The sequence below is a fragment of the Corynebacterium jeikeium genome, assembly GCF_000738175.1.
Lineage (GTDB): Bacteria > Actinomycetota > Actinomycetes > Mycobacteriales > Mycobacteriaceae > Corynebacterium > Corynebacterium jeikeium_C.
On sequence record NZ_JFCH01000027.1, the window covers coordinates 122,015 to 139,382 of the forward strand.

The following is a 17,368-nucleotide window of genomic DNA, read 5'->3' on the forward strand; positions in this document are numbered from 1 at the left end:
GGAAAGAGGCGAGGACCTGCTGTGAGCAGCGCAAATTTCGGTCAAAACGAGTGGCTGGTCGATTTGATGTACCAGCAGTACAAGGAAGACCCAAGGTCTGTCGACGCTGAATGGCGCGATTACTTTGAGAAAAATTCCTCTCCCGTAAGTTCGTCGAGCAACACCCAGGCTGCGACGGACAACGGAGCACAAAAGACCACGGGCGGCCAAAGCTCCACCAAGAACACCGTCACCCCCACCCGGGATACGACGGCGGGTGGCAAGCAGCCTAAGGGCGCTGCATCCCAAAACCAGGACAGCAGCGTTAAGCCCACCCCGAAGCGCACCGCTCCGCCTGCTCCGAAGCAGCCGGTAGAGGCGCCGGAACCCGGCGAGTCCCCCATTAAGGGCGCCGCAAAGGCCGTAGTTAAGAACATGGACGCTTCCCTGGAGATCCCGACGGCTACGTCCGTGCGCGATATGCCGGCGAAGCTGATGTTCGAAAACCGCGCGATGGTCAACGAGACCCTGCGTGCACGCGGCGGCGGCAAGATTAGCTTTACTCACATCATCGGCTACGCCCTGGTGCAGGCAGTCAAGGCCCACCCGGATATGAACAACTCCTACGAGGTTGTCGACGGTAAGCCGACCCTCGTTACCCCGGAGCACATCAACCTGGGCCTGGCTATTGACATGGTGGGCAAGAACGGTCAGCGTTCCCTGGTGGTTGCAGCCATCAAGGAAGCCGAGAACATGTCCTTCGGCGAGTTCGTGGAAAAGTACGAGGACGTTGTTCACCGCGGCCGCGAAGGCAAGCTGACGATGGACGACTTCACCGGCGTGACCATCTCCCTGACCAACCCGGGCGGCATCGGCACCCGCCACTCCGTGCCGCGCCTGACAAAGGGCCAGGGCGCCATCATCGGCGTGGGCTCCATGGACTACCCCGCCGAGTTCGCGGGCGCATCCGAGGATCGCCTGGGCGAGATGGGCATCGGCAAGCTGGTGACCATCACCTCCACTTATGACCACCGCATCATCCAGGGTGCGGAGTCCGGTGAGTTCCTGCGCACCATGAGCCGCCTGCTGATCAACGACGAGTTCTGGGACGAGATCTTCCACGCCATGCGCGTGCCCTACGCTCCGACCCGTTGGAGCCAGGACCTGCCGAACATCGGCGTAGACAAGTCCACCCGTGTGATGCAGCTGATCGAGGCCTACCGCTCCCGCGGCCACCTGATCGCCAACGTCAACCCGCTGCAGTGGACCCAGCCGGGTCTACCTATCCCGGACCACTCCGACCTGGACATCGAGTCCCACGGCCTGACCCTCTGGGACTTCGACCGCACCTTCCACGTCGGTGGTTTCGCTGGCCGCGAGACCATGACGCTGCGTGAGGTTCTTTCCCACCTGCGCAAGGCCTACACCCTCAAGGTTGGCTCGGAGTACACCCACATTCTGGACGCCGAAGAGCGCACCTGGCTGCAGGAGCGCATCGAGGCTGGCCAGGAGGGATTCAGCCCGGCACAGCAGAAGTACATCCTGCAGAAGTTGAACTCCGCCGAGGCTTTCGAGAACTTCCTGCAGACCAAGTACGTCGGCCAGAAGCGCTTCTCTCTGGAGGGCGCTGAGACCCTGATCCCGATGATGGATGCCGCCATCGACCGCGCTGCCGACGCAGCCCTGGACGAGGTCATTATCGGCATGCCGCACCGTGGCCGCCTGAACGTACTGGCCAACATCGTGGGCAAGCCTTACGCACAGATCTTCACCGAGTTCGAGGGCAACATCGATCCGGGCGCCGCTGGCGGTTCCGGCGACGTGAAGTACCACCTGGGCCAAGAGGGCCACTACCACCAGATGTTCGGCGACAACGAGATCGACATCTACCTGGCCGCCAACCCCTCCCACCTGGAGGCCGTGAACCCGGTCATGGAGGGCATCGCCCGCGCCAAGCAGGATCAGCTGCACGAGAAGCACACCGTTATGCCGCTGCTGCTGCACGGCGACGCTGCCTTCACCGGCCTGGGTATCGTGCAGGAGACCATCAACCTGGCTCGCCTGGAGGCCTACGAGGTCGGCGGTACCATCCACATCATCGTGAACAACCAGATCGGCTTCACCACCACCCCAGATGCCGGCCGTTCCACCCACTACGCCACCGACCTGGCGAAGGGCTTCGACAGCCCGGTGTTCCACGTCAACGGCGACGACCCAGAGGCAGTCGTGTGGGTCGCACACCTGGCTGTGGATTACCGCAACCGCTTCGGCAAGGACGTATTCATCGACCTGGTTACCTACCGCCGTCGCGGCCACAACGAGGCCGACGATCCGTCGATGACCCAGCCGCTGATGTACAAGCTGATTGGGGAGACGAAGAGCTCTCGCGATCAGTACACCGAGACCCTGCTGGGCCGCGGCGACCTGACCGAGGAAGACATCGAGCGCGTGCAGCGCGACTTCCACGAGCAGCTGGAGACCGTGTTCACCCAGGTGCGCGAAGCCGAGAAGGGCTCGAAACCAAAGGAGCAGAGCGGCATTACCGGTTCCCAGGATCTGCCGCACGGTCTGGATACCTCTGTGGGTCGAGAGCTCATCGAGCACATCGGCGACCTGTTTGCCGATGTTCCTGATCACATCACCCCGCACCCGCGCGTAAAGCCGGTGATCAAGCGCCGCAAGGAAATGTCCCGCAACGGCAAGATCGACTGGGGCTTCGCCGAGCTGCTGGCCTTCGGCTCCCTGGTTGACGGTGGCAAACTGGTGCGCCTGGTTGGTGAGGATTCCCTGCGCGGTACCTTCACCCAGCGCCACGCTATCCTCTTCGATCACACCGACCACGATCGCTACAGCCCGCTGGAAGAGCTGGCACGCGAGTCTGGCAAGGGCGGCGGCTTCGAGGCCTACAACTCCGCTCTGACTGAGTACGCGGGCATGGGCTTCGAGTACGGCTACTCCGTGGGTAACCCGGATGCCCTGGTGGCTTGGGAGGCTCAGTTCGGCGACTTCGCCAACGGCGCCCAGACCATCCTCGACGAATACGTCTCCTCCGGCGAGGCCAAGTGGGGTCAGGTTTCCTCCCTGGTTCTGCTACTGCCGCACGGCTACGAGGGTCAGGGTCCGGACCACTCCTCCGCCCGCATCGAGCGTTTCCTGCAGATGTCCGCTGAGGGCTCCTGGACCATCGCCCAACCGTCCACCCCGGCGAACTACTTCCACTTGCTGCGTCGCCACGCTCTGGGCTCTTTGAAGCGCCCGCTGGTCGTCTTTACCCCGAAGTCGATGCTGCGCAACAAGATGGCTGTTTCCTCTGTGGAGGACTTCACCGAGGTGAAGAAGTTCCAGTCCGTGATCGACGATCCGAACCAGAACGGCAAGAACGAAAACGTCAAGACCGTCCTGATGTGCTCGGGCAAGATCTACTGGGACCTGGAGAAGAAGCGTCAGGCAGACGGTCGCGACGATGTGGCAATCGTCCGTGTGGAGATGCTGCACCCGATTCCGTTCAACCGCATCAAGGATGCGCTGGATAACTACCCGAACGCAGAGGTGCGCTGGGTTCAGGACGAGCCGGCCAACCAGGGCCCGTGGCCGTTCCTGGCTCTGCAGCTACCGGAGCACATCCCGGATATCCAGCTGAAGCGCGTGTCCCGCCGTGCACAGTCCTCCACCGCAACCGGTGTTGCGAAGGTGCACCAGCTGGAGCAGAAGCAGCTGCTGGAGGAAGCTTTCGAGTAAAGCGCTCCCCCGCCAGGCGTTAGCCCCGCGCTAGCGCCCAAGCAAGGCAAGAGCCCGCCACGAACCTCCAAGGTTTAAGTGGCGGGCTCTTTCGCGCTGCGCGCCTCATACAGCCGCAGGAAGCGGCTGCTCCTAGGCCCCGAGCATCTCCATCGACGTCCCCTGCGTAACGGAGTTCAACTGTCGGATTTCATCGCGCCCGACCACCCGCTTCGCGTACAGCACCACTGCGTTTTGCGGTAGCGAACTATCCGAGCAGGGGGTGGCTACCCCGGGCAAAGTCGCTCCAACCTCCTGCGGAAGGGAGCTCAGCAGCTCGTCGTAGACGAGGTACTTCTCATCCACCTCTTCCCCACTGCCATCTTCCCCGCTGTGGGCCTTCTTCAGTTCCTGCCGCAGTTCCATTGCCCGGTTGCGGTCCAGCAGTTCCAGCAGTTCGCCCGTACAGCCGAAGGTAACGTTAATTTCCCCGGTGCGTAGCTGCCGTACTCGCAGGTCCGCCGGTACAGGCTGGCGCTCTCCCTTACGATCCTCACCGTTGAGCTCCCGCACCAGGTAGCGCGCGAAAGCATCGGCGTAGCGCTCGGGCATCGGTGCATCGCCCACTGGCTTCTCCGGCACCCCAATCAGGAAGGGCTCGGGCTGTTCTTCAGCACAGGCCGTCAGGCCGCCGATGGCTGCCAGGCAGGTTGCTGTCGCGATTATTGACGCCACGTTTCGCCCGCCCAGCATTCGCATCTCTATCTTGCCCCTTTGTTCGCCGTACGCTATCCACGCGCCTACTAACTCGCCACATTCTACCCCGTGGTGGCTATGAAGTAACCTAAGTACCCATGAGTACTAGTCGTGTTTATGCAGGACGTTTGGCCGGCCTTGTTGTGCTGGGGCCGGATGGCGAGTCCGTCGGCCGTGTCCGCGATGTCGTCATCACCATCCACGGCGACAATGCGACTGCCCTGGGCTTAGTGGTGGAGATTGCGAATAAGCGCAAGATTTTCCTCCCGATGCTCCGCATCGCAACAATCACCGGCACGGACATCACCACCACGTCCAGTTCGGTGAACCTGCGCCCCTTTAAGTCTCGCTCTGCAGAGCTGACGATCTTCGAGGACCTCATCGGTTCGAAGGTGCACACGGACGATCCAGGGCACGAGGAGCTGCATGGCAAGGTCGTGGAGATCACGGACGTGGAGCTCACTCGCAGCCGTCGCCGCGAGTGGAAGATCCGCAATCTGGCCGTGACTCAGCGAAGCCGTTTGGGCCGCAAGACGTCAATCGACGTCATCCCGATCGAGCACATCCAGGGTCTCCACGCCTCGGGCACGGGCGCGGTGAACCAGGATGCGGAGCTGATCGCCTCGTTCCAGCAGATGCGCAACGCCGACGTGGCGAACGCCCTGGTGGAGATGGACGATGCGCGACGCAACAAGATCGCTTCCGAGCTGGACGATGAGCGTCTGGCGGATGTGCTGGCCGAGATGCCGGACGACGATCAGGCGGAGATTCTTGAACATCTGAACATCGAACGCGCTGCGGACGTCCTGGAGGAGATGGATCCGGACGATGCCGCCGATATTCTGGCCGAGCTGCCGGAGGACACCTCGGACGTCCTGCTGGAGCTGATGGATCCCGAGGAGTCGGAGCCCGTCCGTCGTCTCATGGACTTCTCGCCCGAAACTGTGGGTGCGTTGATGACGCCCGAGCCGATCATTTTGACGCCCCAAGCCACCGTCGCCGAAGCTCTCGCCCACGCGCGCAATCCAGAGCTGCCGACTTCCCTGTCTTCCCTAATCTTTGTTGTACGGCCTCCCCAAGCCACCCCGACAGGCAAGTATCTGGGCTGTGTCCACCTACAGAAGTTGCTGCGCGAACCCCCGTCCTCCCTGATCGGCGGCATCCTGGATCTGGAGCTGCCGGCGTTGTTCGCCGAAGATAGTCAGGAGACCGCGGCGCGCTACTTTGCGACATACAACCTGGTGTGCGGCCCAGTGCTGGACCACGACCAGCACCTGCTGGGAGCCGTGAGCGTCGATGACCTGCTGGACCACATGCTGCCGGAGGACTGGCGTGAGGAAGACTGGCGTGTAGATTCTCCGGCAACGACTGCAGCGCCGAACACGCCAGCAACGCCAGATGTGAAGGAGGTATAGGCACACCATGGCTCGCAAGTTTTCCCGCGCGGATCTCGATACACCAACCGATGCCACGCGCCAGAAAAAGAAATTCAACCTGGATGGCGATGGTGTAGGCCGCGTTGCCGAGAACATCGCCCGCTTCCTGGGAACCGGCAAGTACCTCTTCTATCAGACCATCATCGTGGTCGCCTGGATCGCCCTGAACCTGGGCGGCATGTGGTGGAACTGGGATCCCTACCCGTTCATCCTGCTGAACCTCGCCTTCTCCACCCAGGCGGCTTACGCCGCGCCGCTGATTCTGTTGGCACAAAACCGCCAGGATGACCGCGACCGCGTCAGCTTGGATGAGGACCGTCGCCGCGCCGCGGAAACCAAGGCCGATACGGAGTTCCTGGCCCGCGAGGTCGCCAGCGTGCGCATTGCGGTGGGCGAAACCGTCACGCGCGATTACCTGCGCCGCGAGCTGGAGGAGCTCAACGACATTCTGCAACGCATCGACGACAAGATCGACGACTCCCGCCGTGATGAAGAAGCCCGCGGGGATGCGCGCGAGGACTAACCCGTGCGCCCGCAGGCGAGGCCAAATTAACGTCTCGCCAGTCGTTCGATAGACTGAAACCCATCATGTCCCAAGTCACTGAATCCGCTGTACGCAGCGCGCTATCCCGCGTAGAGGATCCTGAACTAAACCGCACGATCACGGATCTCGGAATGGTGAAGTCCATCGACATCAACGGTAGTGATGTCGCCGTGGAGATCTACCTGACGATCGCCGGCTGCCCGATGAAAAACCACCTGACGGAAAAAACGCGCGAGGCCGCGGCTTCTGTCGAAGGCGTGGAAAACGTCACGGTCACCACCGACGTGATGAGCGACGAGCAGCGCCGCAATATCCGCCAGATGGTGCGGGGAGACTCGGCCGACCCGGTGATTCCCTTCGCCCAGGCCGATTCCACCACTCGAGTATTTGCAGTCGCCTCCGGTAAGGGCGGCGTGGGCAAGTCCAGCGTCACCGTGAACCTGGCTGTCGCGCTGCAGAAGCGCGGCCTTAAGGTCGGCGTAATCGACGCTGACATCTACGGCCACTCCGTCCCCGGCCTCATGGGCTCCACGGACAAGCCGCACCAGGTGGACGAGATGATCATGCCGCTGCAGGCGCACGGCGTGAAGCTGATCTCCATCGGCCACTTCATCGGCGATAACTCCCCCGTCGTGTGGCGTGGCCCGATGCTGCACCGTGCGATCCAGCAGTTCCTGGCAGATGTTTTCTGGGGCGACCTGGACATCCTGCTGCTGGACCTGCCGCCGGGCACCGGCGACGTGGCGATCTCGGTGGCACAGCTGGTGCCGAATGCCGAGCTGCTTATCGTCACCACTCCGCAGGCCGCCGCCGCAGAGGTTGCGGAGCGCGCCGGCTCGATCTCCCAGCAGACCCGCCAGCGCATCGGCGGCGTGATCGAGAACATGAGCTGGATGGACATGCCGGACGGCTCCCGCATGGAGGTCTTCGGCTCCGGTGGCGGTCAGTTCGTCGCCGACCGCCTGTCCCAGATCACTGGCGCTAAGGTGCCGCTGATGGGCCAGATCCCGCTGGATCCGAACCTGCGCGTCGGTGGCGACCTGGGCAACCCAATCGTGCTGTCCGAGCCGAACTCGCCGGCCACCATCGCCTTCGGTGGAATCGCCGATCAGCTAGCGGTGCGCCGTAGTTCACTGGCAGGTAAGTCGCTGAACCTCGGCGTCACAAAGAAATAGACGAATCAGGCACAGCGCCTAAGCAAAGGGCCTAGGTCACGTCCTCCCACCCGTAACCGGGTGCGGAGGGCTTTTCTTTAGCAGCATCCGCGTTCCCCGCGTCACCCGTCAACTGCTCGGCGGCATCGGCGACTGGGGAATCGAGGCCAGAGCGGGACTCGCCTGCGTTGGATTGCTGAGTCACGGCAATGCCGCCGTTGTCCGCGCTACCACTGGCCGGGGTGGGTTGGGACTGCGCAGAGGCCTTGTTCTTATCGGCTTTGAGGGATTCGCGCAGGTTCGGCTTGCGCACCGTATCGACGGTGTCCTTCACGTCCTGCTTCGTTTCGTTGAAGGAGGTCAGGAAGCTATCGTCGTCATCCAGAAGCGTCTTGGTGATGAAGCCCTTCGCGCCCATCTGGCGCACCGAGTTGAGCTCCTGCAGCGGCTTGGAAAACTCTCGGAAGTCCTCCCCCAGCTCTCCGTCGATCTGCTCCTTCGCCTGAGATACGGCCTTGCGCACCGCCAGCAACATCGCGCGGGCTTCCTTGATCAGCCCCGGCAAGCGCTCCGGGCCGATCAGGAACAGCCCAACGATCAAGAGTACGAGGACTTCGCCCCAACCTACATTGGAAAACACCTGTCTAACCTAACCTACTCCGCGGAGACTTTCACTTTACTTCCCACGGAAGGGGAGCTTTCGCAGCAATAGATCGACACGGTCGACGAGAGTTTCGGGGCGGCGGCAACCATCGACAGAGAAGCGGTGCGGGGTCTCGACTTCGTCGCACTCGTCCGGAATGCGCTGCAGCTTTTCCATTAGCCCGCCGGGGGTGTGCACCGCGGAGGCGTGCTCACGCAGACGGTGCGCTGCACTGCGTTGAGCGCGCACCTCCGCACGGCAGGTTTCGCAGTGCACCAGGTGGATCTTTGCGCGGTGTTCGGCACGGCGGGATAGCTCCCCATCAACCAGCGCGGCGATGGCTTCGGTGGACAGGTGGTCTACGGACAGCTCCCCCGGAAAATTCTCTACGAAAGATGTCACGTGCCGTCCTACCTGCCTTTCTGCATGTCCCAGTTGCGGTTACGCTCTATGTTTCTTAGCTACCAGTAGCAGCTAAGCCAGACCTGAACCGGCCTAGGCCTGGCCGGTGAAAACCAGTTCGCCTTGGTTACGCTCCAGGTTACCCCGAAGCTGCGCGCGGGCGCGGTGAATGCGGGAGCGCACGGTGCCCATCTTGATGCCAAGCGTCTGAGAAATCTCGTCGTAGCTCATGCCCAGCCCATCACACAGCACGACTGCCACGCGGTATTCCGGGGCCAGCTGATCCAGCGCCTGCTCCAGTGCCGGGTCGAGGTTGTTGAGCTCGAACGTGGCTGCGGGGTCGGCGATGCCGCCTTCGATGAGGTCGTAATCCTCCGGCAGCGCCTCCATGCGGATCTTCGCGCGGCGGCGAACCATGTCGAGGAACAGGTTGGTGGTGATGCGGTGCAGCCACCCTTCAAAGGTGCCCGGCTGGTAGCTCTTCAGGCTGCGGAAGACACGCATGAACGTATCCTGCGTGAGGTCTTCTGCGTCTTGCTGGTTACCCGCTAGCCGGTAGGCCAGGCGGTACACACTGTCGGCGTGCTCTTCGACCAGTTCCCCCCAGGTCGGAAGTTCACCTGTTCCTGCGTCGAATTCGGCGGTGGTTCGCGGAACGGGGTTCTGGTCTGCGTTCATGGCCGTAATTATGGCTAATCGTCCTCAAAAAGTTGTGCTGCTCACCTGGCAGTTTCCTGTGAGGATTTTACCCCTATCTGGGGAGCAAAGAAAGCTCGTCACTTCGGTCACTTGTGTTTACTCTCTTTTCTATTTTTGACGCCACCGTCTGACATGCCGAGGGCAAGCTCAACATCGGCGCATTCCTGCCCTATCGTGTGAAGGCGTGAATGCTGCATCATCTTCCCCCATTGAGGCCATCCGTGAGTACGTCCGGGCGACCACCGAGCCGGACGAGGTGACCACCGCCGCCGTAGAGGCAGCAGAAGAGTTTGGTCTGCTCACCCCCGATGCGATGACTGCCGAGTTCTTGGAGTTCATCGCCACCCGCGCTGGCGCGAACGCCGCTGCCCAGGGGCACACCCCCACCGGCATTATCGTTTCCCCCGCCAGCGGTGTGATTGGCCTGCACCTGTTTAAGGGACTGAACGCAGCACAGGTGGAAGGCCACCTAACGTGCATTGAGCCGGAGGTGCAGCACCAGCAGCTGGCCAAGCAGGCTTTCGCCAACGCAGGCCAGCGCCCGAATACCTTCCGCTTCCTCCCCAGCGCACCGCTGGACGTCATTCGCCGACTGGCAACCGATAGCTACGACATCGCGGTCGCAGAAGCAGCCACGGAAGAGTTCACGGCCATCGTGGAATCCACGCTCCCCGCTCTGCGCACAGGTGGCGTGCTGATCCTGCTGGACAGTCTGATGGACGGACTAGTCGGCGACGAAAGCCACACCGACCGCCAGACCGTGCGCGCCCGCGAAGCAGATCAGTTCTTCCGCGAGCTGGACAACGCCAAGGTCGCCCGCCTCCCCCTCGGCGCCGGTGCAACGCTGATCACCAAGACCAGCTAACAAGAAATCCCCGCGCCCAATCTGAAGGGTGCGGGGATTCTTCCCGGTACAGTTCTTCCAGGTGCGGTTCGCTTTTTACGACCGCGTTAGAAAACAGCGCTAGACGACCACGTTCTTGCCGATGCAGACCACGCCGCCCTTGGAAATGGTGAAGCGATCTTGATCCCGAGCGCGGTCCACGCCGATAATCTCGCCTGCGGAAACCTGAACGTTCTTGTCGATGATCGCGTGGCGCACGACTGCTCCACGGCCGATGCGTACGCCCGGCATGATCACGCAGCCTTCGACAGAGGCGCCCTCTTCCACAATCACGTTCTCGCTCAGAACGGAGTTACGCACTGTGCCGGCGGAAATAATGCAACCCGCCGAAACCATCGAGGACTGAGCAATGCCGCCCTTGACGAATTTCGCGGGCGGGAGGTTACCCGTCTCCGCGGTGTGGATCGGCCACTGCTGGTTGTACAGGTTAAACACCGGGTGCACGCTGATCAGGTCCATGTGAGCCTCGTAGAACGCATCAACGGTACCCACATCGCGCCAATAGCCCTTGTCGCGCTCAGTCTCACCCGGCACGTAGTTGTGGGAGAAGTCGTAGACGTATGCCTCCCCGCGGTCGACCAGGCGCGGGATGATGTCGCCGCCCATGTCGTGGTTGGAGTTCTCGTCCTCGGAGTCCTCCTTCAGCGTGTCGATCAGCGTCTGTGCGGTGAAGACGTAGTTACCCATGGAGGCAAAGGAGACCTCTGGGTCGTCCGGCACGCTCGGCGGCTCCGCAGGCTTCTCCAGGAACTGCTCGATCTTGTTGTTATCGTCCGCCTGGATTACGCCGAACGCCGTTGCTTCGTGACGCGGAACGCGCAGACCAGCGACGGTCACTCCAGCGCCGCTGTTGATGTGCTCCTGCACCATCTGCTCCGGGTCCATGCGGTAGACGTGATCCGCACCGAACACGATGATGTAATCCGGCTGCTCGTCGTACACCAGGTTGAGGGACTGCAGAATTGCGTCCGCAGAACCGGTGAACCAGCGCTTGCCGAGTCGCTGCTGTGCCGGGACCGGGGTGATGTATTGGCCGGTCAGGCCGGACAGCTGCCACGACTGGGAGATGTGGCGGTCAAGGGAGTGCGACTTGTACTGAGTCAACACGCAGATCTTGTAGTAACCGGCGTTGACCAGGTTAGATAGCACGAAGTCGATCAGGCGATAGTTACCGCCGAAGGGAACGGCGGGCTTAGCGCGGTCAGCGGTGAAAGGGTAAAGGCGCTTCCCCTCGCCACCGGCAAGGACAATGGACAGGACGTTTGATCTGCTCTTCACACTTTCCAACCTAGCGACACAGCTTTACTTTTGCTTGCCAAGCAGCCAATCGGGTAACCACCCGGTGCCCCCTAATTAGTCACCCGTGATGAGCAGCCCATTTGCTTGCCAGGACACGCAGCGCCCCGCGCGGTTAATCTGGAGGCATGCGTATCGCCATGCTGACAAAGGAATATCCCCCAGAGATCTACGGTGGTGCCGGCGTGCACGTCACCGAGTTGGTTCGTTACATGCGGAAGCTCGAGCACGTGGACGTGCACTGCATGGGCGGGCCGCGCGAGGAGCAGGATGTCTACGTCCACGGCGTAGATCCAGAGCTCAGCGAGGCCAACGGTTCCATCAAGACCCTTTCCACAGGGCTGCGCATGGCGAACTCTCTGGGCGACGCCGAGGTTGTCCACTCCCACACCTGGTACACCGGCCTGGGAGGCCATGTAGGCGGCCTGCTGAACGGCATCCCTCACGTGGCCACTGCTCACTCCCTGGAGCCGCACCGACCGTGGAAGCGCGAGCAGCTCGGCGGCGGATACGACGTCTCCTCCTGGTCGGAGAAGAACGCGATGGAGAACGCGGATGCCGTCATCGCCGTGTCCGCGAAGATGAAGGAATCCATTCTCGACGCATACCCGGCCATCGATCCGGATCGCATCCACGTCGTGCTCAACGGCATTGACTCCGAGCTGTGGCAACCCCGCCCAACCTTCGAAGCGGCCGTGGAGGCTGGCAATCGATCCGTACTCACGGAACTGGGCGTCGACCCCAATCGCCCCATCGTCTCCTTCGTCGGACGCATCACGCGACAAAAGGGCGTGCCCCACCTGCTCAAGGCGGTCGCGCACCTCGACCCAGAGATCCAGGTTGTGCTGTGCGCCGGCGCGCCGGATACCCCGGAAATCGAGGCCGAGGTCACCGCGCTTGTTGAGCAGCTGCAGGCAGAGCGCGACGGCGTGTACTGGGTGAAGGAAATGATGGACAAGCCGAACCTGCAGGAGATTCTGTCGGCCTCCGATGCGTTCCTGTGCCCTTCCATCTACGAGCCGCTGGGCATCGTTAACCTGGAGGCCATGGCGTGTGGCACGGCCGTTGTGGCCTCTGACGTGGGCGGCATTCCTGAGGTTGTCGTAGATGGAGAAACTGGCACCCTGGTTCACTACGACGAGAACGACGCCGAGACATTTGAGCGTGGCTTGGCCGAAGCGACGAATGCGCTCGTGGCGGATCAGCAGAAGGTGCGAGCCTTCGGCGAGGCCGGTCGCCAGCGCGCGGTAACGACCTTCAGTTGGGCCACCATCGCCGAGCAGACCGTGGACGTTTACAGGTCTCTGCTTTAAACAGAATCCGCTGGTATGAATGGGAGCATGCACTCTTCCTCCCATAAGCACCGCCCGGAACTGCACGTCACCGCAGAAACGGGGGTGCTGGAAGCCCCCGCAGGCGCCGTCTTCACAGGCCACGCCCTGCATGTTTTCCACCAGTTCCGCCCCCGCGCTGCCGAGGGGTCGCGCTGGGCACACCAGGTGGCCTCGGAGGCGACGTACGACTGGGACATCTGCGACGACGTCGTAGTTCCGAACCAGGGACTTCCCGCGCCAGATGGTGCTGCTCAAGATGCCGGCAACAATGTCTCCAACAGCGCCGAGGTGGACGTCCTCGCCGGCGCGGCGGTTCCGATGGGGCTGGGAGCTGAGCTGTTCTTCGTCACCACCCGCGCCACGGATGAGGCATCCGCAGACCAGGCTCTGGCTGCGGACATCCCCCATGGTCAGCGTGGGCCGCGCACCTTCACCATCGAACGCGCGGAGATCCCGAACCTGATGGAGGCCACGGAGGTTTCGGACGATCCGAGCCTGCCGGACCCCCACGTCCGCCGCCTGGGCCCCATCGACATCGACGATTCTGCCTTCCCCGTAGAAAACCTGGTGACCCCCAGCGTTATTCGCCACGAGGATCCCGCCAACCCGGACGAGGAATGGCTGATGGTCGCACTCTCCCTCAACGGCGACAAGGATGCGCAGATCGTCGTCCTACGCTCCGCCGACCGCCAGCACTGGCGCGTTCTGGGGCCCATCGAGCTGCCGGCCGAGGCCGCCCTGCGCCCCGGCCGCCCGTTCGCGCCGCGCATTGTTTCTATGGTGGACGCCGAATCTTCCGTTCGCCGCGATGTCCTGTTCGTGACCTTCCCCGGCGACGCTGGGGAATCCGATGAGGTCGCGGGGTACATCGTCGGCAACCTCAGTGGCACGTCGTTCAGCCTGACCAGCCCCTACACCGTCATCGACTTTGGCCACGACTTCACGCGCCCCCGCGTGATTGACCACACCACTCCGGTAATGTTCGGCCTGGTGGGCGCCCACCCTTCGCTGGAGGGGCAGTGGGCGAACTGCCTGTCAGCACCGCGATACCTCACGCTGGTGGACGGCGAACTTTTCCAGGACATCGTCGGCGCCCCAACCGCCGTGCGCACATTCTCGGACTACGCATTCCTCTGGACCGCTCAGCTGGACGCCACCCAGGGCAGTGTCGACGTCGACGTGACGGACGATTCCGGGCAGGTCATCGCAACCATCAGCTACACCGACGACTCCGTCTCCATCACCCGCCTGGGCGTGGACACGCGCACCGCTCCGTTGAAGGATGCGGATTCGGATACGCTGACGATCTTCCTCGACGGCCCGGTGTGTGAGATTTTCGCCGACGGCGGCGCCGTGACGCTGACCAGCGCTATTCCGGCGCACTCGCAGATCTCCGACATCGACGTGCGCGCTACAGGTGGAGCAAAGATCATCTCGTCCATGCAGACCGCCGGCCGGCACCTCATGCGTATGCAGGCTGGCCTGACCTCTCCGGAAGAGCAGGAGCGTTACATGGCTGAGGCCCTCATCGCGGACCGCGACGTGGCCGAGGGGATCCTCGACGAGGAGGACTAGCGACCGCTCGCTAGCGCGAGGCTAGCGCGGCTCTAGCGGTTAGCTTTCGCCAGGCGCGTGATGGCTGCGCGAGCCGTGACCTCCATGGTCTCCGGCAGCGCGGCGATACGCTCCTGCAAGACGTCCGGGTGGATGTGGCGCGCCGAGGGGCTCATGCCGATCTGCGCGGCAATGGAAGCCTGATCCAGTTGCATCGGGAACTCGATGTGCTCCGGATCCCCCACCGGCACCAGGTGGCCGGATGCCTGGTTGATCATCCGCTCCACCTTGCCTTCCTCCACATCCAGAATTCCCAGCGGCTCACGCAGCTCACCCAGGTGACCGACTTCCGCGGTCAGGACAACCACCTGTCCCTCCGGCGTAAGGATGCGGGCGAACTCTGCCGCATTACGCGGTGCGAAGACAACCATGATGGCGTCAACACTTTCCGAAAGAATCGGTAGGCGCGACCAAGCGTCGGCCACAACGGCCCCCACCCGAGAGTGCGACGTGGCCAGGCGCTTCGCCGCTGCAGTAGACACATCGATGCCTACGCCGCGGGAGCGCTCAATCGTGTCGAGGGTGTGCGCTAGGTAGTAACCCGTACCAGCGCCGATCTCCACGATGGACGGGGCGTGCTCGGCAGCAACGTTGCCGTCATCCAGCACATTCTCAACGTTGGCGGTCACGGCCTCCACGAAGGGGGCGAAATGCCCGCCGGACAGGAAGGTCTCGCGAGCGTCAATCATCGACGCATCGTCGCCCGAGTAACGCAGGCCGGAGCCTCCCGCCAGAGTCACGTACCCCTGCCGCGCGACGTCATAGCTGTGGCCGGATTCGGAAACCAGAGTGCGCCACTCGTCATCACCGGCGCTCAAGCGCGAACCGTCTACGGGATCGGCAAGGAGGTCAATGACATCTGCAAGCACGAACAGATTCCTTCCTAAAAAATTTTGCGAGTCTCCCGCGGGCGGGAGCTAATAAACGACCACCCCATCGTAAACCGTCCACCGCCCGAAATGTATATCGGGCAGGCGTGTAGCCGCGGGTGGTCTAGTGCATCAACCACTGCACCAGCGTGCGCGCGCCGAAGCCCGTACCCACCGGTGTGACTTCGTCGTAGGTGGATTCCGCGCGCCCCGGGCCGGCGATATCCAGGTGGATCAGCGGTACGCCACGGGTGAAACGGCGCAGGAACATTGCCGCGGTGGTCGCACCCGGCCCCTTCGGGGTCTGGCGCACGTCGGCGATCTTGGAGGTTACGTTTTCCTCCAGGTAGTCCTGCATCGGCATCGGCCACCAGCGCTCGCCTACGATAGCGCCGCGACGGGCGAGCTTGACGCCCGCACCCCAGTTATCGGAGAACACAGCACCGGTGCGCAGGCCCAGCGCCACCTTGGCGGCCCCCGTCAGCGTCGCTACGGTCACCACGGCGGCGGGCTTGTACTTCTTCGCTCCATAGCTCACCGCATCGGCCAGGATCATGCGCCCCTCGGCATCGGTGTTCGTCACTTCGGAGGTCAGCCCGCCGTAGTGTTCCACCACATCGCCGGGGCGGTAAGACTTTCCATCGATCATGTTCTCCGCCGTCGGAATCAGTGCCACAACCTTGCGCGGCACCTGCTGCTCGGCCAAAGCACGGAAGGCGGCGATAACACTGGCCCCGCCGGTCATATCGGTACGCATGGTGTCCATGCCCGCAGCCGGCTTCACGCTGATGCCGCCCGTATCGAAGGTCACGCCTTTGCCCACCAGCACAGCAGTGCGACGGCGACGGCGCTGATCCACCTTCTCCGGGTCCCACACCAGCTCGATCAGCATCGGTGGTCGGGAGGAACCCCCGCCGACGGCCAAAATGCCACCGAAGCCCTTATCCTTGAGCCATCCCGCGTCGCGCAGGCGCACCTTCACGCCGTCCAGGTCCTCCACGGCCTTCTTGGCCCGGGTGGCCAGCCACTCCGGGGACTTCACATTGGCAGGCGCATTCGCCAGATCGCGGGACAGGCAGGTCGCCCTTCCCAAGGCCTTGCCCTCCTTCACCGCGGCCACATAGTCAGCAGTGTCAAAGCCGTTGAATTCGTAGCCTTCCGGCAGCACGATATGAACATCGCGCACACGGGCGGGCTTGCGCTTATTGGTGGTGACGAAGCTGTGGTTGCCGACGATCAAACCGATGACCAGGGAGCGGACGTTGGCGGGGGTGAACTCCTCCGGCAGGTGCACCTGCACAATGTGCTTCTTCGCGCGCACGGGGTGGCCGTCGACGACCTTGCCGATGCGGCGCACTAGCCGGGCGCCAGCGCCCCGCCAGCCGTCTTCCAGGAACTCTTGGCCGTCGCTGAGGTCCAGCGGGCGGCTCGGCTCGGTCGGCACCCATGCCACAAACTGGCCGGCGGCATCCAGCTCAACCTCGCCCGGGGCGTTCGCGCCAGGCGCAACCTTCACCTGGGTTTCAATGATCTCGGAGCCCTCCGCGCGCGGGCCGATCGTCACACGGGTCACTTTCTGGGGAATGCTTGGGATCGGTGCCATTGCTTAACGCTCCTGTTCACGAGGGTCTGCGACGTCGGTTTCGACGGTGTTTGTTTCAGTGGTTTCTGTATCCGCAGCGTGGGCTTCTGCAGCGTGGTCTTCTACATCGTTGGTCACGCTATCTACTTGCTGCTCCAGCTCCTTGATGCGCCCGGCGAGGCGGTCGATGTAAAAGTCCACTTCAGCTTGGTTGTAACCGCGAATCTCCAGGGAGAATCCGATGTCCCGGATCCCCTCGGCGGTCAGCCGGCTGCTCTCGAGATTCTCCCAGTGCTGTAGCTTTGCGTTCCCCGCGGTCACGGGCGGCAGCGCCTCACCGCGGCCGAACACAGTACCGAGTAGATAAACCAGGAGCGCGCCGACTAGGAACGCTCCGACGAGAGACAACAACCAAAACATACCTATTAATCTACCGCCT

General features: G+C 62.8%; 15 protein-coding genes. 7 read left to right on the forward strand and 8 right to left on the reverse strand.

The genetic code is table 11. The annotated features are described in order from the left end of the window. The first annotated feature begins 21 nt into the window (after positions 1–21). The gene (locus JQ46_RS04025) at positions 22–3,717 is read left to right on the forward strand and encodes a multifunctional oxoglutarate decarboxylase/oxoglutarate dehydrogenase thiamine pyrophosphate-binding subunit/dihydrolipoyllysine-residue succinyltransferase subunit (RefSeq protein ID WP_034985648.1); all 3,696 of its coding nucleotides are present in this window, start codon (positions 22–24) and stop codon (positions 3,715–3,717) included. Positions 3,718–3,849: 132 nt separating this feature from the next. Here JQ46_RS04025 and JQ46_RS04030 read toward each other — a convergent pair whose 3' ends face one another. Continuing rightward, entirely contained in the window at positions 3,850–4,449 is a 600-nt protein-coding gene (locus JQ46_RS04030; RefSeq protein ID WP_034985650.1) for a hypothetical protein, read from the reverse strand. 101 nt (positions 4,450–4,550) lie between these two features. Between JQ46_RS04030 and JQ46_RS04035 the strand changes: the two genes are divergently transcribed. The 3 genes from JQ46_RS04035 (at position 4,551) to JQ46_RS04045 (ending at position 7,607) form a co-directional block, all read left to right on the forward strand. Continuing rightward, positions 4,551–5,867 (forward strand): magnesium transporter MgtE N-terminal domain-containing protein, encoded by a 1,317-nt coding sequence (locus JQ46_RS04035; RefSeq protein WP_034985651.1) that lies wholly within the window; start codon positions 4,551–4,553, stop codon positions 5,865–5,867. A 7-nt stretch (positions 5,868–5,874) separates the two neighbouring features. Next, on the forward strand, positions 5,875–6,411 hold the full coding sequence (locus tag JQ46_RS04040) for a DUF1003 domain-containing protein (RefSeq protein WP_034985652.1): 537 nt from the start codon (positions 5,875–5,877) through the stop codon (positions 6,409–6,411). 65 nt (positions 6,412–6,476) lie between these two features. Then, a complete protein-coding gene (locus tag JQ46_RS04045) occupies positions 6,477–7,607 on the forward strand; it encodes an Mrp/NBP35 family ATP-binding protein (RefSeq protein WP_034985654.1) in 1,131 nt (376 codons plus the stop codon). Between the two features lie 31 nt (positions 7,608–7,638). Here JQ46_RS04045 and tatB read toward each other — a convergent pair whose 3' ends face one another. From tatB to sigE, 3 genes are all read right to left on the reverse strand, one after another. Then, positions 7,639–8,226, reverse strand: coding sequence for a Sec-independent protein translocase subunit TatB (gene tatB / locus JQ46_RS04050; RefSeq protein WP_034985655.1), 588 nt, complete (start codon positions 8,224–8,226; stop codon positions 7,639–7,641). Between the two features lie 36 nt (positions 8,227–8,262). Beyond that, positions 8,263–8,631 carry an anti-sigma factor family protein gene (locus JQ46_RS04055; protein WP_034985657.1) on the reverse strand — a complete coding sequence of 123 codons (369 nt, stop codon included), beginning with the start codon at positions 8,629–8,631 and terminating at the stop codon, positions 8,263–8,265. A 93-nt stretch (positions 8,632–8,724) separates the two neighbouring features. Beyond that, on the reverse strand, positions 8,725–9,309 hold the full coding sequence (gene sigE / locus JQ46_RS04060) for an RNA polymerase sigma factor SigE (protein WP_034985658.1): 585 nt from the start codon (positions 9,307–9,309) through the stop codon (positions 8,725–8,727). Between the two features lie 205 nt (positions 9,310–9,514). On the opposite strand from sigE, the gene JQ46_RS04065 reads away from it, so the two are divergent. Further along, entirely contained in the window at positions 9,515–10,195 is a 681-nt protein-coding gene (locus JQ46_RS04065) for an O-methyltransferase (protein WP_034985661.1), read from the forward strand. A gap of 99 nt (positions 10,196–10,294) precedes the next feature. On the opposite strand, the gene glgC is transcribed toward JQ46_RS04065, so the two are convergent. Next, positions 10,295–11,512, reverse strand: a complete 1,218-nt coding sequence (gene glgC, locus JQ46_RS04070; RefSeq protein WP_034985662.1) for a glucose-1-phosphate adenylyltransferase — start codon at positions 11,510–11,512, stop codon at positions 10,295–10,297. 146 nt (positions 11,513–11,658) lie between these two features. On the opposite strand from glgC, the gene glgA reads away from it, so the two are divergent. Continuing rightward, complete coding sequence (glgA, locus tag JQ46_RS04075; RefSeq protein ID WP_034985663.1) at positions 11,659–12,843, forward strand: glycogen synthase; 1,185 nt, start codon at positions 11,659–11,661, stop codon at positions 12,841–12,843. Between the two features lie 27 nt (positions 12,844–12,870). After that, entirely contained in the window at positions 12,871–14,439 is a 1,569-nt protein-coding gene (locus tag JQ46_RS04080; protein WP_034985666.1) for a GH32 C-terminal domain-containing protein, read from the forward strand. A 32-nt stretch (positions 14,440–14,471) separates the two neighbouring features. On the opposite strand, the gene JQ46_RS04085 is transcribed toward JQ46_RS04080, so the two are convergent. From JQ46_RS04085 to JQ46_RS04095, 3 genes are all read right to left on the reverse strand, one after another. After that, positions 14,472–15,347 carry a methyltransferase domain-containing protein gene (locus tag JQ46_RS04085; protein WP_034985668.1) on the reverse strand — a complete coding sequence of 292 codons (876 nt, stop codon included), beginning with the start codon at positions 15,345–15,347 and terminating at the stop codon, positions 14,472–14,474. 124 nt (positions 15,348–15,471) lie between these two features. Next, positions 15,472–16,950: a leucyl aminopeptidase family protein gene (locus JQ46_RS04090; RefSeq protein ID WP_034985670.1), complete on the reverse strand. Its 1,479-nt coding sequence runs from the start codon at positions 16,948–16,950 to the stop codon at positions 15,472–15,474. Between the two features lie 3 nt (positions 16,951–16,953). After that, positions 16,954–17,349: a DivIVA domain-containing protein gene (locus tag JQ46_RS04095; RefSeq protein ID WP_034985672.1), complete on the reverse strand. Its 396-nt coding sequence runs from the start codon at positions 17,347–17,349 to the stop codon at positions 16,954–16,956. Between the last annotated feature and the right edge of the window lie 19 nt (positions 17,350–17,368).

Excerpts from the sequence above, each read along its gene's own strand:
- JQ46_RS04030 (WP_034985650.1), bottom strand. The coding sequence starts at position 4,449 with ATGCTGGGCGGGCGAAACGTGGCGTCAATAATCGCGACAGCAACCTGC.
- JQ46_RS04035 (WP_034985651.1), top strand. The coding sequence starts at position 4,551 with ATGAGTACTAGTCGTGTTTATGCAGGACGTTTGGCCGGCCTTGTTGTG.
- JQ46_RS04040 (WP_034985652.1), top strand. The coding sequence starts at position 5,875 with ATGGCTCGCAAGTTTTCCCGCGCGGATCTCGATACACCAACCGATGCC.
- JQ46_RS04045 (WP_034985654.1), top strand. The coding sequence starts at position 6,477 with ATGTCCCAAGTCACTGAATCCGCTGTACGCAGCGCGCTATCCCGCGTA.
- sigE (WP_034985658.1), bottom strand. The coding sequence starts at position 9,309 with ATGAACGCAGACCAGAACCCCGTTCCGCGAACCACCGCCGAATTCGAC.
- glgA (WP_034985663.1), top strand. The coding sequence starts at position 11,659 with ATGCGTATCGCCATGCTGACAAAGGAATATCCCCCAGAGATCTACGGT.
- JQ46_RS04080 (WP_034985666.1), top strand. The coding sequence starts at position 12,871 with ATGCACTCTTCCTCCCATAAGCACCGCCCGGAACTGCACGTCACCGCA.
- JQ46_RS04090 (WP_034985670.1), bottom strand. The coding sequence starts at position 16,950 with ATGGCACCGATCCCAAGCATTCCCCAGAAAGTGACCCGTGTGACGATC.
- JQ46_RS04095 (WP_034985672.1), bottom strand. The coding sequence starts at position 17,349 with ATGTTTTGGTTGTTGTCTCTCGTCGGAGCGTTCCTAGTCGGCGCGCTC.